Source organism: Streptomyces sp. NBC_01217 (assembly GCF_035994185.1).
Classification (GTDB): Bacteria; Actinomycetota; Actinomycetes; order Streptomycetales; family Streptomycetaceae; genus Streptomyces.
This window is the reverse complement of the sequence record NZ_CP108538.1, coordinates 8,094,602-8,118,556: the sequence shown is the minus strand read 5'-3', so window position 1 is coordinate 8,118,556 and position 23,955 is coordinate 8,094,602. Positions and strand designations below refer to the sequence as shown.

The following is a 23,955-nucleotide window of genomic DNA, read 5'->3' as shown; positions in this document are numbered from 1 at the left end:
GAGCCGGAACCCGTCGCTCTCCCCCCGTGCCGGCACCGGCCGCCCAGGAAACGATGGCCGGCGTCACGACGGGGGCGGCGTGAGCTCATCTACGATCGCTCATGTGTGCGCAAACGTCATAGTCGCCGAAGACGACGAGAAGCAGGCCGAACTCGTACGCCGCTATCTGGAACACGAGGGCCACGCGGTCAGGGTCGTCGGGGACGGTCTGGCGGCCCTTGCCGAGGTCCGGCACCGGGAGCCCGATCTGCTGGTGCTCGATGTGATGATGCCGCGGGCCGACGGTCTGGACGTGGTACGTGTGCTGCGCGCCGAGCACCGGGAACTGCCGGTGCTGATGCTGACGGCCCGCAGCACCGAGGACGATCTGCTGCTGGGGCTGGACCTCGGTGCGGACGACTATGTGACGAAGCCGTACAGCCCGCGTGAGTTGATGGCGCGCGTACGGACGCTGCTGCGTCGCACCCGGCGGTTCGCGGAAGGTGCCGGTCCCGTCGCGGAAGCGGATCAGGCGCTGAGAGTGGGTGCGCTCACGGTCGACCCGGTCCGGCACGAGGTGTCGGTCGAGGGCCGGTTCGTGGAGTGCACACCCGGTGAGTTCCGGATTCTCGCCGCGATGGCGGCCGAGCCCGAGCGGGTTTTCACCCGGCAGCGGCTCCTGGAGGAGCTGCACGGCTTCGACCGGTACATCAGCTTCCGCACCGTCGACGTACACATCATGAACCTGCGGAAGAAGATCGAGCCCGCACCGCGTCGGCCCGCCCGGCTGCTCACCGTTTTCGGTGTGGGCTACAAGCTGACGGACCCGGCAAGGAATGCCTCGCGTGCGTCGTCGTAGTCGAAGTCGTAGGGACGGCCGGGTACATGACGCCCCTCCCCGTCATGAGCAGCGGGCGCGGCTGCCGCTCCGCAAGAGTCTCTTCGGCCGTCTGCTGGCGGTATCGGTGCTGGTGGCGGCCTGTTCGGTGGCGGCCACCGCCTGGATTGCCGTGCAGACGACCTCCGGCGCCATCAAGCAGGAGCAGGGGCAGAACCTCACCGCCGACGCCCGGATCTACAACACCCTGCTCGGATACGCGGCGGCCCACCCCACCTGGGACGGCGTCGACGGCACCGTACGTGACCTGGCGCGGCAGTCCGGCCGGCGGATCGCCCTCACCACCGAGCAGCGCCGGCCCCTGGCCGATTCGGCCACCAAGCCGTCCCCTCCCGCCCTGCCGCCGCAGGCGTCGGCGATCGTCGATCCGCTGTCGGTGGACACGGCCCTGTCCCAGACGGTGGGCGAGTCGGGTGCCACGGCGGACCGCGTCGATCCGCGCGCGGTCGGTCCGTTCCGGCTGCCCGTGGCCGAACGTACGGCGCTGCAGCGCGCGGCCAAGCGGAGTGTGGCGTGCCTGAACCGGTCCGGGATCGCCGCGGACGCGGTCATGGGCCCGAGCGGGCGCCCGCGCATAGAGGTCGTGGGCAACGATCCCGACCGGGTGAACGACACCAGATGCACGTCCGACGCCCTGGCCCACCCGACAGCGACCGAACGAAGGGCGCTGACGAAGCTCAACCAGCTCGCCGACGCCTGCCTGAAACGCCAGGGACGCACGGGCGTACAGCTCAATCTGGACCTGACCTGGGGTGACGGCTCCGTACCGGTGCCGAGCCCCCGTAGGGACGCCCGGGCGGCCACCCCCGTGCCCGTGCCGAGCGTGCACACCGGCGATGACGACCGGGCCACCGCCTCCTGCGTGGACACGGCCCGCCGCGAGCAGCTCAGTTCCTATGTCGCCTCGCCCGCGCTGCTGTTCATCGGCGACGAGGGCGGCACGACCGTACCCGGCTTCGACCTCTCCCCGGCGAACACCGCGAAGATCGCGGGCGCCGCGGCGCTCGTCCTGGCGCTCACCGTCGGAGCGACGGTGCTGGGCGGTGCCCGGCTCGTACGGCCGCTGCGTGCCCTCACCGGTGCGGCACAGCGGATGCGGGACGGGGCGGACTCCGCGCCCGTGCTCGTCACCGACGACAACGAGATCGGGCGGCTCGCCGCGGCCTTCAACGACATGTCGGCGCACCGCGCCCGCCTCGAAGGACAGCGCAAGGACATGGTCAGCGACGTCGCCCATGAACTGCGCACCCCGCTGAGCAATATCCGGGGCTGGCTGGAGGCGGCGCAGGACGGTCTGGCCGAGCCCGACCCGGCGTTCATCTCCTCGCTCCACACGGAGGCCGTGCAGCTGCAGCACATCATCGACGACCTCCAGGACCTGGCGGCGGCCGACGCGGGTGCTTTGCGGCTGCACCCCGAGCCGATACGTATCGAGGACGTCCTGGGGCAGGTCGTCGCGGCCCACCAGGGGCGGGCCGAGACTGCGGGAGTCACGCTGACGGTCCGTACGACGCCGGCCGGCGCTCCCGCGCCCGGGCTGACGGCCGACCCGGTCCGGCTGCGTCAGGCCATCGGCAACCTGGTCTCCAACGCGGTGCGTCACACCCCGACGGGTGGCCGTGTCACCTTGCAGGCGTACGGCTGCGAGTCCGCGGACCAGGTCGTGGTGGACGTCTCCGACACGGGCAGCGGCATCCCGGCCGCCGATCTGCCCCATGTCTTCGACCGCTTCTGGCGCGCCGAGAAGTCCCGCAGCCGCCGCACCGGCGGCAGCGGGCTGGGCCTGGCGATCGTACGGAAACTCGCAGAGGCGCACGGGGGCTCGGTGAGCGCGGTGAGCGTCGAGGGGAAGGGCTCGGTGTTCACGCTTCGGCTGCCGGCGGACGCCGCGGGTACGGATCCGGCGGGTACGGATCCGGCGGGTACGGAAGCGGATGGGCCGGGCCGGGCCTGATGCGATGACCACAGCGATCTGACAGCTTCTTCATAACTTCACGCCAGCCTGTCGGCATGCCTCGTGCCCGGTGCGAACCGGCATCCGGGCACCACCGAGGCCGACCTGGAATGGAGCCATGCCCATGCCCCACCGTCTGTCCCTGCGCACCGCCGTCCTTGCCGCTGTCGCGGCGGGCGCGGTGCTCGTCCCGTCCGCCGCGGCCCTGGCAGACAGCACGCCCACGCCCGTCCCGTCCGTCGAGCGGTCCGCCGCGGCCGCGCGGGGAGCACAGCCGTCGGCGGTTCCCCGTGGTGGTGTCGCCGCGGGCGACAGGCCCGCCCCGGCACGGCCCGAGCGTGCGGCTGCGGCCGGGCGCGGGCCTTCCGCCGCTCCGCGTGGTGGCGTCGCCGCGGGCGAGCGGCCTGCCGGGACCTCGGGCGACCGCACCACGCCCCTTGCCGGGTCGGCCGCAGCCGCTCTTCTGCTCGCGGGAGCGGGGACGGTCGTGCTGCGCCGCCGCTCCGCCGCACAGCAGGGCCGCTGAACCGCCGACGCGTCGGTCCCTTCACGGCAGCTGACGATGCACGGCGCTTGACCGTGCAGGGCAGTTGACCGTCCTCATGGCGCCGCCCCGTCGCGGGCGGCGCCACTTCCCGTCCCCGACTCCGCTGCTGTCTCTGCCTGGAGCCCTCATGTCCCGTACGCCCGAACCACTCCGGCGCGCCGCACTCCCGGTGCTCGTCGCTCTCGCCCTTACCGGCTGTGCCCCGGACGCTCCCGGCTCACCGAAGGACACACCGTCCACGGGGACGGCGGAGAAGCGCACGACGTCCGTGCGGCCCGAAAGCCCCGGGAAGCCGGAGTCTGCCGCGAGCCCCACCCATGTCACCATCGCCTCGATCGGGGTGAGCAGCACGCTGATGCGGCTCGGTCTGAACGAGGACGGCACCGTCCAGGTCCCACCGGCCGAGAAGGGCATGACGGCCGGCTGGTACACCGGTGGCGCCGTCCCCGGCGAGCGAGGCGCCGCGGTCCTCATCGGGCACAACGACACCCGCTTCGGAAAGGCCGTCTTCCACGATCTGAGGAAGATCGGCAAGGGCGCGGACATCGCGATCCGCAACGACCGGGGCGCGGAGATCCACTTCAGGGTCACCGGAACGGAGACCGTCGGCAAGAAGGCCTTCCCGACCGAGAAGGTCTACGGCTCCACCGGTGAACGCGCCCTGCGCCTCATCACCTGCGACGGCGCCTTCGACCCGCAGGGCCACCCCGTGGACAACCTCATCGTGTACGCCATCCGGAGCTGACGGTAGGGCGGACACCGGAGGACGGCTTCACGGTGTCGACGTCAGAAGAAGACCCCGCACCGCAGCAGCACATTCGCGTACGGCCGTGCCTCGCCCGTCCGCACCACCAGCCGGGCGCCCGCCGACAGCGCCTTGAGCTCCTCGTGCGGTACGTGGGCGAGTTCGGGGAGTCGTTCGGTCAGGAGGCGTGCGGTCGCCGGGTTGGCCTCCCGTACCTCGTGGGCTGCTGTCGCGCCCTCCACGACCAGTTCGTCCAGCAGCCCGTCGAGCACCTCGGCGAACGACGGGACACCGGCCCGGAAGGCCAGGTCCACGACCCGGGGTCCTGCCGGGATGGGCATGCCCGCATCGCAGATCAGTACCCCGTCGCCGTGGCCCAGCTCGGCCAGTGCTCCGGCGAGATGACGGTTGAGGATTCCTGCCTTCTTCACAGCGCGGACACCTCCTGAGCCGTCGGGAAGGACGCCTGCGCGCCCTGCCTGGTGACGGCCGCCGCGCCCACCCTGACGGCGAACGCGGCAGCCTCGGTGAGCTCCTCGCCCCGGCCGAGCCGCCAGGCCAGGGCGGCGGTGAACGCGTCGCCCGCCCCGGTCGTGTCCACGGCCTGTACCTCGGGACTCGGTACGTGGACGACGTCGTCCCTGCGGCCGTCGGCGACGAGCGCGCCCGCCGCCCCCAGCGTGACCACGACCGACCGCGGGCCGAGCCCGAGCAGCGCTCGCGCCCATTCCTCCGGCGTGGCGCCCGCGGCCGATCCCAGGATGTAGCGCGCCTCGTGCTCGTTGACCACCAAGGGGTCGCAGGCGGCAAGGACCTGGCCGGGCAGGGGTGCGGGCGGGGACGGATTCAGGACCAGCCGGGTACCGGGTGACATGGCATGGGCCACCTCGGCCACCGTCTCCAGCGGGATCTCCAGCTGTACGGAGACGACCCGGGCCGCCGCGAACAGCGCTCCGGCCGCCCGGATGTCCTGTGGGGTCAGCCGGGCATTGGCCCCCGGGGACACCACGATGCTGTTGTCGCCGGAGGGGTCCACCGTGATCAGGGCGACCCCGGTCGGTGCCCCGCCGACCAGGACGCCGCTGGTGTCGACGCCCGCCGCCCGCTGCGATTCCAGCAGCAGACGGCCGTGGGCGTCGTCGCCGACCCGGGCCAGCAGGGCGGTGGCGGCCCCGAGGCGGGCGGCGGCCACCGCCTGGTTTCCGCCCTTGCCGCCCGGGTGGACGGCGAGATCGGAACCGAGCACGGTCTCCCCCGGTGCGGGGCGGCGTTCGACGCCGATCACCAGATCGGCATTGGCCGAGCCCACGACCAGCAGGTCGTATCGGGAGTGGTCGTTGACGTGCATTGTTCCTGCTTTCCGGGGTCGGACCCTGTGCAAGCGCCGTTCAGGAGAAGTCGGCGACGTTCTTCTGGGTGACGACCTTGACCGGCACCTTCACCATGCTGTCGACCTTCTCGCCCTCCACGGCCCGCACCGCGTTCTGCACGGCGATCTTGCCGAGCTCCTTCGGCTGCTGGGCCACGGACGCGTACAGCGTGCCTGCGCCAACCGCCTTCAGGCCGTCCGGAGTTCCGTCGAATCCGACGACGGACACCGACTTCCCTGCCTTGCTGCCGAGCGCCTTGACCGCACCGAGCGCCATCTCGTCGTTCTCGGCGAAGACACCGGTGACATCGGGGTGGGACTGGAGCAGATTGGTCATGACGTCCAGGCCCTTGGTGCGGTCGAAGTCCGCGGGCTGCTTGGCCACGACCTTGATGCCGGGGTACGCCTTGATCCCTTCGGTGAAGCCCGCGCCTCGCTCGCGACTCGCGGACGTACCGGCGGTGCCCTGCAGGACGACGATGCTGCCCTTGCCACCGAGCTTGTCGGCCAGCGCCGCTGCGGCGAGCTTGCCTCCCGCGACGTTGTCGGAGGCGACGAGCGTCGCAGTCTTCGCCTTGTTGACACCGCGGTCCGCGGCGATGACCGGGATGCCCGCCTCGTTGGCGCTGCGGACTGCGGGGCCGGCCGCGTCCGAGTCCACCGGGTTGACGATGATGGACTTCACTCCGGAACTCGTGAAGTTCTGGAGCTGGTTGGCCTGCTGTGACGCGTCGTTCTGCGCGTCGGTGACGGTGAGGTCGACCCCGGCCGCCTTCGCCTCGGCCTGCGCACCTTCCTTCATCTGCACGAAGAACGGGTTGTTGAGCGTGGAGAGCGACATGCCCACCTTGGTGTTGCCGCCGGAGGAACCGGAGTTGAAGTAGGACACCCCGCCCACGACGACGGCCACGCAGAGTGCGGCGATACCGAATTTCACCGCTCCCGCCGCCTTGCGCCCCGATCCTGGCGATCCAGGTGCGCCGGAGGAACCGGCCGAGGGGGCGGACTTGGAGCCGGCCTTGCGGCGCAGCGTGTCCAGCAGCACCGCGAGGGCGATGACGACGCCGATGACGACCTGCTGCCAGAAGGCGGACACGGACAGGAGGTTGAGTCCGTTGCGCAGCACGGCGAGGATGAGCGCGCCGATCAGGGTACCGGACGCCTTGCCGACGCCACCCGCCAGGCTCGCACCGCCGATGACGACCGCGGCGATCGCGTCGAGCTCGTACCCCTGCGCGGCCTGCGGCTGGGCGGAGGTGAGACGGGACGCGAGGACGATGCCCGCGACCGCGGCGAAGAGGCCGGACAGGGCGTAGATGGCCAGCTTCTGCCGCTTGACGCGCAGTCCGGAGAGCCGGGCCGCCTCCTCGTTGCCACCGATCGCGTACATCGAGCGGCCGATGTAGGTACGGGCCAGGATCAGTGCCGTGATCAGGCCCATCGCGATCATCACGAGGACCGGGACGGGCAGCCAGCCGCCGAGTGTGTCGCCGAGCACAGAGACCGAGTCGGGGAAGGCGATCGGGCTGCCCTGCGAGATGACCAGGGACAGACCGCGCGCGATGGACAGCATGGCCAGCGTCGCGATGAACGGCGGCAGTTTGCCGTACGAGACGAGGGCGCCGTTGACGAAGCCGCAGGCGATGCCGGTGGCGACGGCGAGGATGACCGCCAGCCAGACCGGTACGCCCTCCGATGTGGCCGACCAGGCGAGGACGGTCGCGGAGAGTGCGGCCACCGAGCCGACGGACAGGTCGATGCCGGCCGAGACGATGACGAAGGTGACGCCGAACGCGAGGATCGCGGTGACGGCGGCCTGCACGCCGACGTTCAGGAGGTTCTGGGTGGTCAGGAAGTCGCCGGAGAGCAGCGACATCGCCACCAGCAGGACGACCAGGGCACTCAGGGCGCCGTTGTCGAGCAGGAGGCGGCGAACCGTACGTCCTGCGGCGCCACTCGCGCCCGTATTGCTCTTGAGCGTGTCAGTGGCCACGGGGGCTCTCCTCTTCGTTCACGACCGGAGTCGTTGCGGGAGTTGTTGCTGAAGTCGTTGCGGGGGTTGTTGCTGAAGTGGTTGTGGTGGCGGTGCTGACGGCGAGTGCCATCACCGCGTCCTGGGTCGCTTCGTGCGCGGGGAGCTCTCCGGCGATGCGGCCCTGGGCCATGACCAGCACCCGGTCGCTCATGCCGAGGACTTCGGGCAGATCGCTGGAGATCATCAGTACGGCGTGGCCGGAGGCCGTCAGCTCGTTGATGAGCTGGTAGATCTCGACCTTGGCGCCGACGTCGATGCCGCGCGTCGGTTCGTCGAGGATCAGCACCCTGGTGTCGGCGAGCAGCCACTTGCCGATGACGACCTTCTGCTGGTTGCCGCCGGAGAGGGTGCGGACGTGCTGGCCGAGGCCCGCCATCCGTACCCCGAGCTGTCCGGCGATCCGGGCGGCGGCCGTGCGCTGCCCCTTGCGGTCCACGAGCCCGGACCGGCTCGCCGAGCGCAGGGTGACCAGGCCGAGGTTCTCCTGCACGGAGGCGTCGAGCACCAGTCCCTGGGCCTTGCGGTCCTCGGGCACGAGGCCGATCCCGGCGCCCATGGCCGCGGTCACGTCGTACTTGGCCAGCCGCTCGCCGCGTACGTCGACGGTGCCCGCGTCATAGGGGTCCGCACCGAAGACGGCACGGGCGACCTCGGTGCGTCCGGCGCCGACGAGACCGGCGAGGCCGACCACCTCGCCCGCCCGCACATCGAAGCTCACGTCGTGGAAGACACCGTTGCGGGTCAGCCCGCGGACGGTGAGCAGGGGCTCTCCGGCCTCCGCGCGCTCTCGCGGATACTGCTGATCGATGCTGCGCCCCACCATCAGCTGTACGAGCTGTGCCTCGGGCGTCGAGGCGGGCACCTGGTCGATACTGCGGCCGTCGCGCAGCACCGTGACCCGGTCGCCGAGCACCGCGATCTCTTCGAGGTGGTGGGTGATGAAGATGATCCCCACGCCCTCCTCGCGCAGCTGCCGCACGATCCGGAAGAGCTTCTCGACTTCCTCCGAGGTGAGGACCGCCGTCGGTTCATCCATGATCAGGACGCGTGCGTCGAGGCTGAGCGCCTTGGCGATCTCCACCATCTGCAGCCGCGCGATGCCCAGTTCGCGCACCTTGGCCTTCGGTGAGACGTGCAGGCCGACCCGGCGCAGGAGCACTTCGGCGTCCGCCTCCATGCGGCGCCGGTCGATCATCCCGAAGCGGCGCGGCTGACGACCGAGGAAGATGTTCTCCGCGACGGTGAGGTCGGGCACCAGATTGAACTCCTGGTAGATCGTGGCGATCTTGAGCCGTTCGGCGTCCTGTGCGCTGTGGATGCGGACCTCGCGCCCCTGGGCGAAGATCCGGCCGCTGTCCGGGCGGTAGGCGCCGGAGAGCATCTTGATGAGGGTGCTCTTGCCCGCTCCGTTCTCACCGAGCAGGACGTGCACTTCGCCGCCCCGCAGATCGAAGTCGACGCTGTCGAGGGCGACCACGCCGGGGAAGGTCTTGCGTACGCCTTCGATGCGCAGCAACTCGTCCTGAGTGCTCACAGGTTGCTCCTCCGGTTCGACGTGTGTTCGCCGCAGGAACTGCGTACGACAAGGCGGGCGGGAAGGGTGACGGACTGCGGGGACCGTCCCTCGATGAGGTCGACCAGCGCGCGTACGGCGGCTCGGGCCAGCTCGCCGGTCGGCTGGGCGATCGCCGTGATCGGCGGATCGGTGTGCAGGAACCACGGGATGTCGTCGAAGGCCGCGAGCCCGATGTCCTGCGGTACGCGCAGCCCGCGCGCGCGGATCGCGTCCAGTGCGCCGAGTGCCATCAGGTTGTCGGCCGCGAAGACGACCTCGGGCGGTTCGGGAAGGGCCAGGAAGCTCTCGGTGACACGGCGCCCGCTGTCCGCCCGGAAGTCGCCCTGGCCGATGTAGGTGTCGGGCAGGGCGAGCCCGTGCTCGCGCAGCGCCTCGCGGAAGGCCTCGACCCGCTCGTTGCCCGTGGTGGTGGCCGCCGGTCCCGCGATGATCGCGAGCCTGCGGTGGCCGAGACGGTACAGATGGGCGACCAGGTCACGGATGGCTTCGCAGCCGTCGGCACGGACCACGGGGACATCCACGCTCTGGATCCAGCGGTCCACGAAGACCATCGGTGTGCCGCTGCCCGGTGCGAGCGGGGAGCTTCCGTCGGCCGGGGAGACGAGAAGTCCGTCGATCCGGCGGTCGACGAGCGTACGGACGTGATGTTCCTGCAGGTCGGGCCGCTCGTCGGCGTTTCCGATGATCACGCTGTAGCCGAGCGAGCGGGCCTCCTCCTCGACGAAGCGGGCCAGCTCGGTGAAGTACGGATTGAGTACGTCACTGATGACCAGACCGAGCGTGCGCGTCTGATCGGTGCGCAGCGAACGGGCGACGGCGTTGGGCCGGTAGCCGAGTGCGTCGACAGCGGTCAGGACGCGTCTGCGCGCGTCGGGGCTGACGGAGGGATGGCTGTTGAGAACGCGGGAGACCGTGGCGACGGAGACTCCCGCCTCGGCCGCGACATCCTTGATGCTCGCCATTTCCGGACCACCTCCTCGTGGTTTCCGTGAGCCTCGAAACCAGCGGCCCAGAGCCGTGGAATCGATTACAGGGATGATTGGAAACGATTACATGGCCGAAAACAAGACCTCGCAGGGCACCGGGGCCTGATCGTGACGAAGGACACAGATGGGGGACGGAGCAAGTCCTGGGACGGCACACCCCTCCGGTGGGCGTACGGGGCAGCCCGGGGCGCCGACACCGGCCGGCCACACCTCCTCGACGGCGCCCACGGCAGCCATGTCCGACCCCGATCACCTCTGGTACGCCGATGGTGAGACTCCCGTCACCCAACGTCTACCCATGGGTAACTCCCGCTGATTGTATGGCTGTTGCCTGTACCCCCCTCAGCAGAAGCAGGAGACCTCGTGCCGCTCACCGCGCTCCGCCGCACCTCCGGCGTGACCTTGTCCGCCGCGCTCGCCGCCGTCACGCTGCTCGCCAACGCCCCTCAGGCCTCCGCGGCCGACACCCCGTCCCTGCGGGTGCTCACGTACAACGCGTTCCTCATGAGCAAGAACCTCTACCCGAACTGGGGACAGGACCACCGGGCGGCGGAGATACCGAAGGCGTCCTTCTTCCAGGGCCATGACGTGGTCGTGCTCCAGGAGGCGTTCGACAACTCCGCCTCGGACGCGCTGGCGCAAAACGCATCCGCCCAATACCCGTACCAGACACCGGTGGTGGGCCGGAGCAAGAGCGGCTGGGACGCCACGGGCGGCGCGTACTCGGCCATCACTCCGGAGGACGGCGGCGTCACCGTACTGAGCAAGTGGCCGATCGTCCGCAAGGAGCAGTACATCTACAAGGACGCCTGCGGCAGCGACTGGTGGTCCAACAAGGGCTTCGCCTACGCCGAGTTGAACGTCAACGGCACGAAGGTGCATGTGGTGGGGACGCACGCGCAGTCGACCGACCCGGGTTGCGGGGCGGGTGAGGCCGCACAGATGCGCAGTCGGCAGTTCAAGCAGATCGACGCCTTCCTCGACGCCAAGAACATCCCGGCTTCCGAGCAGGTCGTCGTGGCGGGCGACATGAACGTCGACTCCCGCTCCCCCGAGTACGGCTCGATGCTCGCCGACGCCGGACTGACCGGTGCCGATGCCCGCACGGGGCACCCGTACTCCTTCGACACCCAGGACAACTCGATCGCCGCCGACCGCTACCCCGACGACCCCCGCGAGGATCTCGACTACGTCCTGCACCGCACCGGACACGCGAAGCCGGCGGGCTGGACGAACGAGGTGGTCAAGGAGCAGAGCGCGCCCTGGACCGTCTCCAGCTGGGGCACGGACTACACGTACACAAATCTCTCCGACCACTACCCGCTGATCGGCTCCGTCGGCTAGCGGGACCGTGTCAACCGGCCGGCCTCGGAATCATCCGCGTCATACGTCGCGCCGACCGGTGCCGCCTCGACCACAGCCACGATGCGGGGGTACACCACGAAGTGAGGGTGTGCCGTCGGTGGGGCTGCGGGAAGGGCTGTCGTCGGCAGGCCGGTCGCGGGGACGCGGCCTGCGGTTCATCGCCCGGCGGGTCTTGTCGGGGCGCTGGTCGCCCGGGACGTGCTGGGCGACCGTGGTGCTTCGTCGGGCCTGATCAGTAGGCCGAGTTGACGTTGTCGATCGAGCCGTAGCGGTGCGCGGCATAGTTGGCGGAGGCCGTGATGTTGGCGACCGGGTCGTAGATGTTCGTCGAGGTGCCGGCGACGTGGTACGCGTTGAAGGTGGGGTCGATGACCTGCATCAGGCCCTTGGACGGGATGCCCTTCATGGCGTTGGAGTCCCAGTTGTTGATGGCGCTGGGGTTGCCGGAGGACTCGCGCATCAGGTTCTTGCGGATGCCCTCGTAGGTGCCCGGGATGCCCTTCTCGTGCATGACCTTCAGCGACTGCTTGATCCAGGCGTCGACGTTGCCGCCGGACTGGGCGGGGGCGGCGGCCGAGGCGGCCGGGGCGCTGACGACGGTGCCGGCCATGACAGCGGCGCCGGCTGCGATCATGCCCAGCGAGATCTTCTTGGTCCTGGTCATGCGGGCGAACTTCTTGGGCATCGCGGTGATCTGCACGTGGTAATTCCTGTCCTGTCGAGGGTGATGCCAAGAATTGTTAATCGGAAGGGAATCCCGGGTCAATGACCACCTCTTACTACTGCGATTAGTACTGGGTGCAGGAAATGATGGAAATGTGGCTTCACGGCCGGGGAGCGGGCCTCGATGGTCTACTATTCGGCTTCAGAGTGACGGCCGCCATATGGCCCACCCCACACGGCAAATGCCTCAATTCGGCATAAGAGTGACACACGTCATGCGACCCACGTCACAACTAGGGCATTCAATTCACTCACCGTAATGCAATAAAAGCACTCCGCATTCATGGCGATGCGGTGGAATGCCGGCGCTCGTCGGCGGGGAATCCTGGCCGGTGATTGAGAATCGATGGCCGGGGCCTGACGTCTGCCGACGGTATGTACCGGGGCTGATTCAGCGCGGCACGGCCGCGGGAATGCGCCGATTACGGGGCGGGGCTCCCGCCGACGGTCGTGAGGCATGGGCGAACGGACCTCCGCACGCTGATCAGCGGGCGGGATCCTCCTCCGCCGCCTGCGGATCGGCCCCCCGGCGGGGTGGCCCGGCCTCACGCTGCGGGCCGTGGACGACCGCCCACGAACGACACCTGGTGCGCCACGCCGGGAAGAGTCACCGAGATGGACCGGCCACGCGCCAGGGCGTGGGGAGTGTGTATTCCCATCCGGGCTGCCACGGGGAGGAGGCCCCGACGAGCGCTTGCCAGTGGGCGCCGGTGAGCAGACAGTCCAACGCCCAGCGGTTGGCGGAGTGCGCGATCACGAGGACTCGAGTTCCGTCCCGGTCGGCAGCGAGGTCACGCAGGAAGTCATCGGTGGCGGCCTGGACGTCGCGGTAGCTCTGGCCACCGGGGAAAGGTTCATCGATGTGCCGGGCCCGCCGCACCTCCACGAAGGCCACCGACCGGCCGTTGAACTCTCCGTAGTTGCATTCACGCAGTCGGGGGTCCTGGTGGATGGGCAGCGAGGTGTCGGCGAAGGCGATCTGCGCGGTCTCCACGGCGCGGTCCAGATCGGAGGTGAAGACTGCGACAATGCCGTCGTCGCGGCGGCGGCCGAGTTCGCGGGCCTGTAGGCGGCCGGTCGCCGAGAGTGTGCCCGGCAGCCAACCGGTGGCGATCCCCGCCTCGTTGTCGACCGTGGTGGCGTGGGTCTCGTACACGATCTGAATGGACATGCGCGGACTCCTTCGGGATCAAGCGCCTCGGCGAGGGGACATCCGTCGGATCGGGGAACTTCTCCGTCTCCAGCAGGCCCCACAACACCCTTGGCAGACAATCGCGTAGTAGGGCGGGAGACTGCACGACCGGCACTCCACCCCGACCATGTCCCGGACCTGCGTCACGCCGAAGGAACCTCCCCATGGGCCACGCCCTCCCGCCGTTCCACCTCCTGCCCGGCGCGCCCGCGTCACCGGTCCTGCTGCACGTACCGCACTCGGCACGTGTCGTCCCCGACCATGTACGCGCCGGGATCAAGCTGGACGACGAGGCTCTGGATCTCGAACTCGACCACATCACGGACTCCCATACGGCCGAGTTGGCCGCCGAGGCGGCTACGGCCGCGCCTCTCACGCCGTGGCGATTCGTCAACGGTCTGTCGCGACTCGTCATCGATCCCGAACGGTTCCCCGACGATCGCGAGGAGATGCTGGCCGTCGGCATGGGCGCGGTCTACACGCAGACCACGCACCGCGAGCCGCTTCGCTCACCGGACGTGGATCCGCAGCCGTTGATCGACCACTACTTCCACCCGTACGCGGCAGCAATGACCGCCGCTGTCGACGAACGTCTGGCGGCCACCGGACGCGCGGTCGTCATCGACGTCCACTCCTATCCGTCGGCTCCGCTTCCCTACGAACTCCATGGCACCGGACCACGCCCACCGATCTGCCTCGGCACCGACGTCTTTCACACACCGCCGGACCTGCTGGCCCGGGCCGAGGAGGCGTTCGCCGGTTTCGGGGGCACGGGCATCAACAGCCCGTTCGCCGGTACGTACGTACCGCTGAAGCATTACGGCGTGGACCCGCGTGTCAGCGCGTTGATGATCGAAATCCGCCGGAACGTGTACATGCCCGAGCCGGGAGGCCCCGCCCACCCCACCCGATTGACCGCGCTGGCGTCGGCGCTGGCCACCCTGGTCGGCGCGCTGTCCGGTGCGAGCGAACAGGATGCACGGTCGTGACACCCGGCCCATGCCTTTCACTACGACACCGCCGCCTCGCGAGCCCCCGTGCGGGACCAGACAATGGTGACCAGGGCGGCAGCTCCGTGCCAGTCCCTCAAGGAGGTAGCGATGCGTCTGACCAATCTCGTCGGGGAGTCGGCCGAACACGTCAGCGCCCGCGAGGAGCTGCGCCTGGCCGAGATCGAGCTGATGCGCCACCGCGAACGCGTCGCTGACCTGCGCCGCCGACTGCCGCTGGGGCCCGTCGTCGACGACTACGCATTCGAGGAAGGTCCCGCGGATCTCCACGCGGACGATGCGCCGGTGCAGACCGTGCGACTGAGCGAGCTGTTCACCCGGCCCGGGCGCGACCTCGTCGTCTATCACTTCATGTACGGCAAGCAGCAGACCCAGCCTTGTCCCATGTGCACGATGTGGATCGACGGGTTCAACGGAATCGCCCACCACGTCGCGCAGAACGTCGACTTCGCGATTGTGGCCGCGGCCGACCTGCCCACACTCCGCGCGCACGCACGGGACCGGCAGTGGGAGAACCTGCGGCTGCTCAGTGCCGGGGCCGGCACCTTCAAATACGACCTCGGCAGCGAGGACGCCGAGGGCAACCAGGACTCGACGGTGTCGGTGTTCACCCGCGACAGCAACGGCTCGGTACGCCACTTCTACTCGGCACACCCCCGGATGTCCGACGACATCGACCAACGCGGCATCGACCTGCTCAGCCCGGTATGGCACATCCTCGACCTCACCAGCCAAGGCCGGGACAACTGGTTCGCAGAACTGCGCTACTAGGTCCTGTACGGAGTTCAGATCATGCTCGTCGGGTGATGCTGCGTAGCCACAGCATCGTGCCGCACAGGTGGAGTCCGGCCAGGTAGCTCTCGGGAGTCTTGTCGTAGCGGGTGGCGATCCCGCGCCAGTTGCGCAGCCGGTTGATGCACCGCTCGACCGTGTTGCGGTCCTTGTACAGCTCGGCGTCGTGACTGACGGGGCGGCCTCCGCGCGAGCCCTTCTTTTGCGGTTGGCCGTCTGGTCCGCCTTCTCCGGGATCACCGCCCGGATTTGGCGTTTGCGCAGGTAGGCGCGGTTGCGGCGGGAGGAGTACGCCTTGTCGCCGGCGACCGCGTCCGGGCGGGTGCGGGGCCGGCCCCTCCTGCCACGGACCTTGATCTTGTCCACGACCCGCGCGAACTGCGGGCTGTCACCGGCCTGGCCGGGGGTGAGGACGAACGACAGTGGACGGCAGCGCCGTTCGGCTGACAAGTGCACCTTGCTGGTCAGCCCGCCCCGGGAACGACCGAGCTCAGCAGCCTTCAAACGGGCCCGGCGGCGTCGCCGCAACCGCTGCCGCTCGGCTCGTTCCGGGTCCCCGTCCTGATCGTATTGCGGCTCCCGTCCCTTCTTCCCGCCCCCTTTTCGGACTCTGCGGCCTCCACCAGCGCTTCCAACTGCTCTTCGTCCAGAACCATCCCGGCGGCGTGGTGGTGAGCGCGGGAGGTAGCAGAGTCCACGCTGACCAGCGACAGGTCTGCCTCACCGCGTTCTGCGGCATAACCGATGACCGTCTCCATCAGGTGCTGGAAGACGCCCTCGCGCGTCCAGATACGGAAGCGGTCGTAGACGCTCGACCACGGACCGTACTCGGCAGGCACGTCTCGCCAGGGGCTGCCGGCGCGGAACCGCCACATCGTCGCGTTGAAGTGTTTTCGCAGGTCAGGTATGGGTCCGGATACTCCCAGCGGGAGGTGGGGCTCAATCAGGGACCACTGCTCATCGGTCACATCGCCACGTGCCATACCTGATGGCCTATCAAGCGCACACGGTTCCGCGCTGCGGATTGCCCGAACCGTGATCTGAACTCCGTACAGGACCTAAGGGTTGTCCCGTAACTGATCTTGGAGTTGGCGGGAGTGGGGCCAGCTGCCGTGCGGCCCTCCCGCCTGTCCAGCGAGGGTGAGGTTGTGCAGACGGGCAATGCCGAGCATGGCGTGATGGACTCCGTCACCCTTGAGTCGGCAATCGCGCAGGATCTTCCAGCCCTTCATCCGGGCGAAGGTGTGCTCGACGCGGGCGCGAACCTGCTTATGGGAGCGATTGTGCTGCTTCTTCCAGTCCGGAAGCTCTTCGCCTTTGCGGCGGCGGTGCGGGATGACCAGCCCGGTGCCCTGGTAGCCGCCGTCGGCGATCGTCATCGTGTTGCCGACGGCGGCCTTAGCACCGGATTCCTCCCAGCCGCGGGAGTCGTGCCGGTTGCCCGGCAATGGCCGGCCGACTACGACGACCAGGCGAGTGTCAGCGTCGATGACCACCTGATGTGCCGTGGAATAGCGGTAGTTCTTCGACTGCTCGGCGATGGTGTGATCGCGGGTGGGCACCAGTGTGAAGTTCCACCCTGATCGTGGACAGCGGTTGCTTACGCTGCGGGGGTGAAGTCTTGTTGCAGCCTGGCTCGGGTTTCGAGTGGGGTGAGGTACCCGAACTCGGGGTGTTTGCGGAGCCTGGTGCGGTTGTACTCGACCTCGATGAAGCGGAAGACGTCGGCGCGGGCCGCTTCGCGGCTCTCCCAGACCGTGGTGCCGATCTCCGCTTTCAGCAGTCCGAAAAAGCTCTCGGCTGCGGCATTATCATAACATATACCGGTTCGCCCCATGCTCTGCCTCAGGTTCAACTTCCTTATTTCACGGCGGAATTCGCTGCCCGTGTACTCGCTGCCGCGATCGGCGTGCATGATGCAGTCAGGCTGCAGGCCGCCGAGGGCCGCAGCCATCCGCAGTGCGTCGGTGACCAGCCCGGCGCGGTGATGGTCGGCCATCGCGTACCCGATCACCTCGCGTGTCGCCAGGTCGATGACCGTCGCCAGATACCACCAGCCCTCGATCGTCGGCAGGTACGTGATGTCCCCGACAAGCTTCGTGCCGGGTACGGCCGCGGTGAAGTCGCGGCCGATCAGGTCCGGGGCCGGGGCGGCCCTGGTGTCCTGCTTCGTCAGATGGCGGCGCTTGCGGCGGGTGACGCCACGGATGTCACGCTCGCGCATGATCCGCCCGACCTTCTTCCGGCTGATCGCACGGCCCCCTCGCCGCAGCGCGGCGTGGACGCGCGGGGCACCGTACGCGCCGCGCGAAGCGGCGTGGATCTCCCCTATCTCCACCGCGAGTTCGTCCTCCACACGCCGACGCCCGGCGACCGCCGGCCGAGCGGCGAGCCAGGAGCAGCAGGTGGAGCGGCTCACGCCCGCGACCCGGCACAGCAGACTGACGCTGTAGCCGCCGGGGTTGTCCTCGGCGGCCTTCTCCGCGTCGATGAAGCGGCACAATTGGCCTACTTCATCGTGCCCTTCGCGAAGAAGGCCAGACCTTTTTTCAAGATCTCGATCGTCTGCTGCTGTTCCCGGTTCTCCCGCCGCAGCCGCCGCAGTTCTTCCTTCTCGTCGCTGGTCAGAGCACCCTCGGGGCCCTGGCCCCGGTCGGCCTTGGCCTGCTTGACCCAGCCACGCAGACTCTCGGGGCTCACTCCGAGGTCCCGGGCGACCTCGGTAACGGTCTTGCCGGAGGCCAGCGCCAGCTCCACGGCATCGCGCTTGAACTCGGCGGTATACCGCTTGCTCATGCTGCTCTTGCTACTCACTACCTGGACTGCTTCCTCCGGGACCCATCCGTCCCAGTATCAGTCTGTCCAGATCAACGGTGGAACTTCACAGACTGGCGGGCAGCTTCCCACGGTCCGGCGAGTTCGGTGAGCAACTCGCCGAAATGTGCGCGGGAGACACCAGACAGGGCAGGATGGGAACAGACCGCACGGGCCCAGGAAAGCTTCACAACTCACCTAACCCGTGCGGTCCTTCTCATGTCACGGCCCGACCGGGACGATCACTATTTCCCTCAAGGTCGTAAGATGCGCGTGTGCGATTCGCGATCTCCATCCCGCAGTTCTACGCAGATGGCGAGTTCGATCCAGCAGCCTTCCGCACCTACCTCACACGTGTGGAGCAGTTGGGCTTCGACAGTGCCTGGACACAGGAACAGACACTGGGTTCGAGGCCGCAGCTCGGACCGATCGAGACCATGACCTATGCCGCCGCGTGCACCGAGCGCCTCCGTCTCGGATGCGTCGTCTTCGTGTCCACGCTGCACAGCCCTGTGCACCTGGCGAAAAGCATCGGCTCGCTGGACCAGATCAGCCGAGGCAGGATCGAGGTCGGCTTCGGTACGGGCGGCAAGCAACGGCCTTTCGCAGCCTTCGGCGTCGACCCGGAGCGCTACGTCGCCCGCTTCTACGAGGGCATCGAGGTGATGACACGCCTGTGGCGCGATTCCCGAGTCGACCTCTCCGGCGAATTCTGGCAGTTGACCGACGCTGCGATGGAACCGAAACCTTTCCAGAAGCCCAATCCCCGGTTGTGGTTCGGCGGGAGCGGGCGCACCGCGCTGCGACGTGCCGTGATGAGCCCCGGCCTGTTCAGCGGCTTCTTCGGCGCGGGCCAGGTCCCGACCGCGAAGTTCGCCGAGCAGGTCCAGATCGTGCGGCAGGCACTGGCCGAGTCCGACAGGCCGGCAAATGACTTCGCGATCGCCAAGCGCGTCTACATCGCGGTGGACGACGACGCCCAGCGGGCCCGCGACCGGATCAACGCCGAGCTGACCGCGCTGTACATGAAGAGGTCACCCGAGACCGAGGCTGCCGCGATCGCGGGAACTCCGATGGACTGTGCGCGCAAGCTGCGTGAGGTCATCACTGCCGGCGCGGAACTCATCCTGTTCACGCCGCTGTTCGCACCGGCCGAACATGCCGAGCGGTTGGCTTCGGAGGTCATTCCGGAGCTTGGGGTGGCATTCGGGGACGACAAGCCGTAGTTCAGGTGGCGGCGACGGAGCATCTGCCGGTGTCGACCGGGCGCTCCGCACCTCCCACCTCAAGGGCTTGACTGGACCGTGGTCCCACGTGATCCGCGCCGCATGCTTCAGCAGGGTGGGCACGTTCTCGCCCGGCTCCACAGCCGCCTCGCCCATATGCCAGGCCCGGCGCCCGGGTTGATCCACCAGGACCGGGGCGAGTGACGCATGCACCGGGCGCCGCTCGCTGCTCATGGAGTTCTCCACCATCGCGGAACGGATGGGCGGATGACGGAGTCTCAGCCGTCATGCTCCTTCGTCGATGGGCATCAGTCGGCCACGCTCGGCGGGCGCCAGGCCGTCCGGGGCTGCGCGACGCTGCGCGTCGAAGGTGAGGTGCAGCAGCCGGCCGAGGTCATGGGCGGCGAGCAGTCCTGTCGTTCGGTGGCGTCCCGGGGACGGATAAGTATGCGCGGCTCCCCTCAGCGGGTGCGCTGCACCTCGTTCACCCGGTGCAGCCGGTTCATCTCCCGCCGCAACCGGGCCGGGTGTTCCGACTCTCCGGTGGTCAGCCGCTGATCCCGCGGCGTTGCCGTGCAGCAGCCCCGCAGTGGGTCGGCGGGCGCGATGACCGCAATGCCAGAGCGCTTCAGATCCTTGACGACGCCGTTCCGGCTGGAGGAGTCCACGAAGGAGCCGTGCACCAGCACCACCGGCGGCTTGCCGGCCGGGCGGTGAGACTCGATCTCGGTCGCCGTGGTGGCGCCGGCCGGTGTGGTGACCATCAGGGCCAGCGCCGCCGCACCGGCGGCGCTCCCGAGGGCGGCGTATGCCCGGAAAGAGTGGCTCTTGAGCTTGCGGTTCATCGGTGATCTCCCTGTCGGATACAGCATTGACGGCTCCGGGATGCGGACTGTCCGGCGCCATACCAAAAACCCTAGAGCGAAATTACATCGTGCACAAGCTATAGGCGTGCGATGCGTTCGTACACAAGGTGATGGATCACGAGTACAACGCACCTGACCAGCGCCTCGGCGGGGCGGAAGCGCTCCCTGTGACCTGCCCCACCGAATCCACAAAAAAGGGGCAATTGGGTCGCCCTCGCCACTGGGCGACCGGTGAGCGAACATGGTCGGCGCCCCGTGAGGCGCGCAGCCCGGCCACGGCAGCGGCAGCTACGCCGAACCTCACGGCCCCGGCCGGTGCCGGAGTGTGAAGCGCAGATGGCGGACCGGTGCCATATGCGGTGGGCGCACAGATCAGCGGCGGGGCAGTAACCGGGTCAGGCTGCGGAGATGCTGGCCGTCAGGCGCTCAAGGAGGGACTTGACATCCGCGATCTCCCGAGAGCTCAGACCGACGGCGTCCCCGATGGCGGCGGGGACGGCGCGAGCGCGCTCGCGGAGCTCGGTCCCCTGCTCGGTGAGAGTGATCTGCACCGAGCGCTCATCGCTCGCCTGGCGCTCACGCCGGATGAACCCGTGAGCCTGCAGGCGCTTGAGCAGCGGGGTCAAGGTGCCGTAGTCGAGCTGCAGATGCGAACCCAGGGTCTTGATGGGAAGGGCGCCGTGCTCCCACAGCACCAGCATCACCAGGTACTGGGGATAGGTCAGGTTGAGCTCCTCCAGCAGCGGGCGGTAGCGACTGGTCACCGCGCGCTGCGCCGCGTACAGGGCGAAGCACATCTGATCCTTGAGGAGAAGGCTGGCCGCAGCCGCGTCACCCTGCCCGGCACCCGTCTCGATCTCGCTCATCACGACTCCTCCTCCGCGCAGATCTTTCACGCATAGTTAGCATATCCCAAAACTTACATGCTCAACATTATATTGTGCACACTTAATAGATGAGGCCATCCGTCGCTTTGCGACGACCCTCAAGGCACTCACCGCCCCTCAGGAACTCAGGGTTCCGGCACCCCATCGACCCAGGGGGCACAATCGCTCCACGTCCCGGGCGGCGACCCCCGGCCCCAGTGACCGGCCAGGCCACCCCGCCGACTGTTCCCTTTGCCACACTCTCAGTGCCTCAATTTTACTTGTGCACGAGTTAAGTGTCGGATAGGTTCCTGTCAGGTCGAACCGCAGGATGAGCCACTCCACCGCCCGTCCCGGTCCACCACGGCACACCAGGGCCACACATCTCGCCCCGACCGCCGTGATCGCCTGTTTGAACCGTGACGCACAGATGTGCGAATTTCACCGGCATCAAGAAACAAGGACATCCCCATGGATCTGAAACTCGAAATGATCGTGCTGCCCGTCTCCGACATCGACCGGACCAAAGCCTTCTACGAGGCGGTGGGGTTCCGCCTGGACGTCGACCACACAGCCAGTGACGACTTCCGGGCGGTCCACTTCACGCCGCCCGGCTCCGAGTGCTCGATCATCTTCGGCGAGGGAATGACCTCCGTCGCCCCCGGCACGACCCAGAGCCTGTACCTCGTCGTCACCGACATCGAAGAGGCCCACGCCGAGCTCACCGGCCGTGGCATCGATGTGAGCGAGGTGTTCCACGACGCCGGAGGACTCCTCCACCACGGCCACGAATCCGGAAGCGCCGTTCACCACGGCACAGGCCAGGAACGACTGGCCGGCCCCCACCCCGAGCGCGCCTCCTACGGCTCCTACCTCACTTTCAGCGACCCCGACGGCAACGGCTGGGTGCTCCAGGAAGTGACGCAGCGCGCCCCCGGCCGCTGACACCACATCAACCAACCAACGGCGTAACTGCCATGACCAGCCCGGACCGTTACCACCTCGCCCCCCACGGAGCAGCAATGAACGAACCCACCCGCACCTACGACGTGATCGTCATCGGCGCAGGCCCGGTCGGTGAGAACGTGGCCGAGCGCGCCCGCGCCGCCGGTCTCAGCACCGTGATCGTGGAGCGTGAACTGCTCGGTGGGGAGTGCTCGTTCTGGGCCTGCGACCCGAGCAAAGCGCTGCTGCGGCCGGTGGTGGCGCGCGCCGACGCGCGCCGAGTGCCCGGACTGGGTCAGGCGGTCGCCGGCCCGCTGGACGTCGAGGCGGTCCTCGCGCACCGCGACAAGATGTCCTCGTACTGGAAGGACGAGGACCAGGTCGACTGGCTCGACTCGGTCTCCGTCGATCTGATCCGCGGCCACGGTCGCCTCACCGGCCCCCGAAAGGTGAGTGTGCGGACTCCCGACGGCGAGACCGTCGCCCTCACGGCTCGGCACGCAGTAGCCGTCTCCACCGGAACCAGCGCGGCTCTGCCCCCCATCCCGGGCCTGGACACCGTTCGCCCCTGGACGAGCCGTGAGGCGACCAGTGCCGACAAGGTCCCCGGACGTCTGGCCGTGGTCGGCGGCGGTGTGGTGGCCGTCGAGATGGCCACCGCCTGGCAGGCGCTCGGCTCTCAGGTGACCATGCTGGTTCTTGAGGACGCGTTGCTGCAGCGGATGGAGCCGTTCGCCGGGGAGCTGGTGACCAACGGTCTGCGGGAAGCCGGCGTCGACATCCGGTTCGGGACGTCCGTAACCTCCCTGGCGCGCGAGGGCGGCGAGGTCGAGATCACCCTGGCCGACGGCGGACATCTGGCGGCGGACGAGATCCTGTTGGCCACCGGCCGCGCTCCTCGGACCTGGGATCTGGGGCTGGAGACGATAGGTCTCACCCCGGGCGACTGGCTGAAGGTGGACGACACCTTCCGAGTGACCGACGTCGCCGACGGCTGGCTCTACGCCGTCGGCGACGTCAACCACCGTGCCCTGATGACCCACCAGGGCAAGTACCAGGCCCGGATCGCGGGCGCCGTCATCGGAGCCCGCGCCAAGGGCGAGCCGGTCGACGACACCCGGTGGGGTGCGCACGCGGCCACCGCCGACGGCGCCGCCGTACCGCAAGTGGTCTTCACCCACCCGGAAGTCGCCGCCGTCGGCCTGACCACCCGCGAGGCGGAGCGGAGCGGGCGTCGGATCAAGGTGGTGGACTACGACCTCGCACGCGTTGCGGGCGCCCACCAGTACGCCGAGGGATACCGCGGCCAGGCTCGTATGCTCATCGATCTGGACCGTGGCACCGTGGCCGGAGTCACCTTCGCCGGGCCCGGTGTAGGAGAACTTCTGCACTCGGCCACCATCGCCGTCGCGGGTGAGGTTCCGATCGACAGGCTCTGGCACGCCGTACCCGCCTTCCCCACTATCAGCGAGGTCTGGCTGAGGCTGCTGGAGACCCACCGAGGCTGAAGGCAGCCACTGCGGGACGCCCGGGCCTGACCGGTGGCCCAGCTTTCCTGCGGTTCGCCGTACGGGCGCTGGTTCCTCGGCGCCGGCGAGCCGGAAAGCCATCCGGCAGATATCGGCCGGTGCGCGCCTGAGTGCGCGTGCGCCGCAATTGGCCCCGGTTGAAGGCCACTTGATGACGGTCGGAGATCGCACAACTGCGTACACGGCGCTGACCGGCACGCAGTCCGTCCGTTCACCTTCGAGTCCCCCGAGGCGGACCTCAAGGACCTGCGGGCTCGCATCGAGGCCACTCGTTCTGAACCCTGATGCCGTTTGCCGTCAGTGCCCGCATCGAAGCGCACCATCGATACGAAGACGAGGGCCTCGACCGTACGGTCGAGGCCCTCGTCTTCGTATCATCAATTGCTGTTGTGTCCGAGGGGGGACTTGAACCCCCACGCCCGATAAAGGGCACTAGCACCTCAAGCTAGCGCGTCTGCCATTCCGCCACCCGGACCAGGTGATCGGCCCCGGTCTCCCGCGGCGACAAAGAAAACAATACCAGGGGTTCGGGGTGCCC

General features: G+C 68.6%; 21 protein-coding genes, 1 tRNA gene and 2 pseudogenes. 10 read left to right on the top strand and 14 right to left on the bottom strand.

Going from position 1 to position 23,955, the window contains the following annotated elements; translation table 11 throughout:
* Positions 1-103: 103 nt before the first annotated feature.
* The 4 genes from OG507_RS36260 (at position 104) to OG507_RS36245 (ending at position 4,123) form a co-directional block, all read left to right on the top strand.
* Positions 104-838, top strand: coding sequence for a response regulator transcription factor (locus tag OG507_RS36260; protein WP_327371330.1), 735 nt, complete (start codon positions 104-106; stop codon positions 836-838).
* Complete coding sequence (locus OG507_RS36255) at positions 816-2,831, top strand: HAMP domain-containing sensor histidine kinase (RefSeq protein ID WP_327371329.1); 2,016 nt, start codon at positions 816-818, stop codon at positions 2,829-2,831. The genes OG507_RS36260 and OG507_RS36255 overlap by 23 nt, the downstream gene beginning before the upstream one ends.
* 124 nt (positions 2,832-2,955) lie before the next feature.
* Positions 2,956-3,357, top strand: coding sequence for a hypothetical protein (locus tag OG507_RS36250; protein WP_327371328.1), 402 nt, complete (start codon positions 2,956-2,958; stop codon positions 3,355-3,357).
* 148 nt (positions 3,358-3,505) lie between these two features.
* Complete coding sequence (locus tag OG507_RS36245) at positions 3,506-4,123, top strand: class F sortase (protein WP_327371327.1); 618 nt, start codon at positions 3,506-3,508, stop codon at positions 4,121-4,123.
* Positions 4,124-4,164: 41 nt separating this feature from the next.
* Here the strand turns inward: OG507_RS36245 and rbsD are convergent, their stop codons facing one another.
* The 5 genes from rbsD to OG507_RS36220 are packed head-to-tail and all read right to left on the bottom strand — an operon-like array spanning position 4,165 to position 10,065.
* Positions 4,165-4,554 (bottom strand): D-ribose pyranase, encoded by a 390-nt coding sequence (gene rbsD / locus OG507_RS36240; RefSeq protein ID WP_327371326.1) that lies wholly within the window; start codon positions 4,552-4,554, stop codon positions 4,165-4,167.
* Positions 4,551-5,471, bottom strand: coding sequence for a ribokinase (locus OG507_RS36235; RefSeq protein ID WP_327371325.1), 921 nt, complete (start codon positions 5,469-5,471; stop codon positions 4,551-4,553). The genes rbsD and OG507_RS36235 overlap by 4 nt, the downstream gene beginning before the upstream one ends.
* 40 nt (positions 5,472-5,511) lie before the next feature.
* Positions 5,512-7,485: an ABC transporter permease/substrate-binding protein gene (locus OG507_RS36230; protein WP_327371324.1), complete on the bottom strand. Its 1,974-nt coding sequence runs from the start codon at positions 7,483-7,485 to the stop codon at positions 5,512-5,514.
* Complete coding sequence (locus OG507_RS36225; RefSeq protein ID WP_327371323.1) at positions 7,475-9,061, bottom strand: sugar ABC transporter ATP-binding protein; 1,587 nt, start codon at positions 9,059-9,061, stop codon at positions 7,475-7,477. The genes OG507_RS36230 and OG507_RS36225 overlap by 11 nt, the downstream gene beginning before the upstream one ends.
* Positions 9,058-10,065 (bottom strand): LacI family DNA-binding transcriptional regulator, encoded by a 1,008-nt coding sequence (locus tag OG507_RS36220; RefSeq protein WP_327371322.1) that lies wholly within the window; start codon positions 10,063-10,065, stop codon positions 9,058-9,060. The genes OG507_RS36225 and OG507_RS36220 overlap by 4 nt, the downstream gene beginning before the upstream one ends.
* Before the next feature lie 387 nt (positions 10,066-10,452).
* On the opposite strand from OG507_RS36220, the gene sph reads away from it, so the two are divergent.
* Positions 10,453-11,433 (top strand): sphingomyelin phosphodiesterase, encoded by a 981-nt coding sequence (gene sph, locus OG507_RS36215; protein ID WP_327371321.1) that lies wholly within the window; start codon positions 10,453-10,455, stop codon positions 11,431-11,433.
* Positions 11,434-11,686: 253 nt separating this feature from the next.
* Here sph and OG507_RS36210 read toward each other — a convergent pair whose 3' ends face one another.
* Entirely contained in the window at positions 11,687-12,139 is a 453-nt protein-coding gene (locus OG507_RS36210; RefSeq protein WP_442811130.1) for a transglycosylase SLT domain-containing protein, read from the bottom strand.
* 645 nt (positions 12,140-12,784) lie between these two features.
* Complete coding sequence (locus OG507_RS36205; RefSeq protein WP_327371320.1) at positions 12,785-13,348, bottom strand: histidine phosphatase family protein; 564 nt, start codon at positions 13,346-13,348, stop codon at positions 12,785-12,787.
* Between the two features lie 185 nt (positions 13,349-13,533).
* Here OG507_RS36205 and OG507_RS36200 point away from each other — a divergent pair, with 185 nt between their 5' ends.
* A complete protein-coding gene (locus OG507_RS36200; protein WP_327371319.1) occupies positions 13,534-14,358 on the top strand; it encodes an N-formylglutamate amidohydrolase in 825 nt (274 codons plus the stop codon).
* Positions 14,359-14,469: 111 nt separating this feature from the next.
* On the top strand, positions 14,470-15,150 hold the full coding sequence (locus OG507_RS36195; RefSeq protein ID WP_327371318.1) for a DUF899 family protein: 681 nt from the start codon (positions 14,470-14,472) through the stop codon (positions 15,148-15,150).
* Positions 15,151-15,169: 19 nt separating this feature from the next.
* Here OG507_RS36195 and OG507_RS36190 read toward each other — a convergent pair.
* From OG507_RS36190 to OG507_RS36175, 4 genes and pseudogenes are all read right to left on the bottom strand, one after another.
* Positions 15,170-16,154, bottom strand: a pseudogene (locus tag OG507_RS36190) (IS5 family transposase).
* Positions 16,155-16,229: 75 nt separating this feature from the next.
* A pseudogene (locus OG507_RS36185) lies at positions 16,230-16,739 on the bottom strand (transposase); the annotation flags it as partial.
* A gap of 32 nt (positions 16,740-16,771) precedes the next feature.
* A complete protein-coding gene (locus tag OG507_RS36180) occupies positions 16,772-17,674 on the bottom strand; it encodes an IS3 family transposase (RefSeq protein WP_327371317.1) in 903 nt (300 codons plus the stop codon).
* Between the two features lie 5 nt (positions 17,675-17,679).
* Positions 17,680-17,967: a transposase gene (locus tag OG507_RS36175; protein WP_327371316.1), complete on the bottom strand. Its 288-nt coding sequence runs from the start codon at positions 17,965-17,967 to the stop codon at positions 17,680-17,682.
* Positions 17,968-18,260: 293 nt separating this feature from the next.
* Here OG507_RS36175 and OG507_RS36170 point away from each other — a divergent pair, with 293 nt between their 5' ends.
* Complete coding sequence (locus OG507_RS36170) at positions 18,261-19,211, top strand: LLM class flavin-dependent oxidoreductase (RefSeq protein WP_327371315.1); 951 nt, start codon at positions 18,261-18,263, stop codon at positions 19,209-19,211.
* Between the two features lie 461 nt (positions 19,212-19,672).
* On the opposite strand, the gene OG507_RS36165 is transcribed toward OG507_RS36170, so the two are convergent.
* Both OG507_RS36165 and OG507_RS36160 read right to left on the bottom strand, forming a co-directional pair.
* Positions 19,673-20,056, bottom strand: coding sequence for a hypothetical protein (locus OG507_RS36165; protein WP_327371314.1), 384 nt, complete (start codon positions 20,054-20,056; stop codon positions 19,673-19,675).
* A 416-nt stretch (positions 20,057-20,472) separates the two neighbouring features.
* Positions 20,473-20,943 (bottom strand): MarR family winged helix-turn-helix transcriptional regulator, encoded by a 471-nt coding sequence (locus OG507_RS36160; protein ID WP_327371313.1) that lies wholly within the window; start codon positions 20,941-20,943, stop codon positions 20,473-20,475.
* Positions 20,944-21,414: 471 nt separating this feature from the next.
* On the opposite strand from OG507_RS36160, the gene OG507_RS36155 reads away from it, so the two are divergent.
* The gene (locus OG507_RS36155) at positions 21,415-21,888 is read left to right on the top strand and encodes a VOC family protein (RefSeq protein WP_327371312.1); all 474 of its coding nucleotides are present in this window, start codon (positions 21,415-21,417) and stop codon (positions 21,886-21,888) included.
* Positions 21,889-21,965: 77 nt separating this feature from the next.
* Entirely contained in the window at positions 21,966-23,396 is a 1,431-nt protein-coding gene (locus tag OG507_RS36150) for a dihydrolipoyl dehydrogenase family protein (protein ID WP_327371311.1), read from the top strand.
* A 411-nt stretch (positions 23,397-23,807) separates the two neighbouring features.
* Here OG507_RS36150 and OG507_RS36145 read toward each other — a convergent pair.
* A tRNA-Leu gene (locus OG507_RS36145) sits at positions 23,808-23,892 on the bottom strand.
* Positions 23,893-23,955: the final 63 nt, after the last annotated feature.

Excerpts from the sequence above, each read along its gene's own strand:
- OG507_RS36155 (WP_327371312.1), top strand. The coding sequence starts at position 21,415 with ATGGATCTGAAACTCGAAATGATCGTGCTGCCCGTCTCCGACATCGAC.
- OG507_RS36205 (WP_327371320.1), bottom strand. The coding sequence starts at position 13,348 with ATGTCCATTCAGATCGTGTACGAGACCCACGCCACCACGGTCGACAAC.
- OG507_RS36250 (WP_327371328.1), top strand. The coding sequence starts at position 2,956 with ATGCCCCACCGTCTGTCCCTGCGCACCGCCGTCCTTGCCGCTGTCGCG.
- OG507_RS36235 (WP_327371325.1), bottom strand. The coding sequence starts at position 5,471 with ATGCACGTCAACGACCACTCCCGATACGACCTGCTGGTCGTGGGCTCG.
- OG507_RS36255 (WP_327371329.1), top strand. The coding sequence starts at position 816 with ATGCCTCGCGTGCGTCGTCGTAGTCGAAGTCGTAGGGACGGCCGGGTA.
- OG507_RS36160 (WP_327371313.1), bottom strand. The coding sequence starts at position 20,943 with ATGAGCGAGATCGAGACGGGTGCCGGGCAGGGTGACGCGGCTGCGGCC.
- OG507_RS36210 (WP_442811130.1), bottom strand. The coding sequence starts at position 12,139 with ATGCCCAAGAAGTTCGCCCGCATGACCAGGACCAAGAAGATCTCGCTG.
- OG507_RS36200 (WP_327371319.1), top strand. The coding sequence starts at position 13,534 with ATGGGCCACGCCCTCCCGCCGTTCCACCTCCTGCCCGGCGCGCCCGCG.
- OG507_RS36245 (WP_327371327.1), top strand. The coding sequence starts at position 3,506 with ATGTCCCGTACGCCCGAACCACTCCGGCGCGCCGCACTCCCGGTGCTC.
- OG507_RS36220 (WP_327371322.1), bottom strand. The coding sequence starts at position 10,065 with ATGGCGAGCATCAAGGATGTCGCGGCCGAGGCGGGAGTCTCCGTCGCC.
- OG507_RS36175 (WP_327371316.1), bottom strand. The coding sequence starts at position 17,967 with ATGAGCAAGCGGTATACCGCCGAGTTCAAGCGCGATGCCGTGGAGCTG.
- OG507_RS36195 (WP_327371318.1), top strand. The coding sequence starts at position 14,470 with ATGCGTCTGACCAATCTCGTCGGGGAGTCGGCCGAACACGTCAGCGCC.
- OG507_RS36165 (WP_327371314.1), bottom strand. The coding sequence starts at position 20,056 with ATGAACCGCAAGCTCAAGAGCCACTCTTTCCGGGCATACGCCGCCCTC.
- OG507_RS36150 (WP_327371311.1), top strand. The coding sequence starts at position 21,966 with ATGAACGAACCCACCCGCACCTACGACGTGATCGTCATCGGCGCAGGC.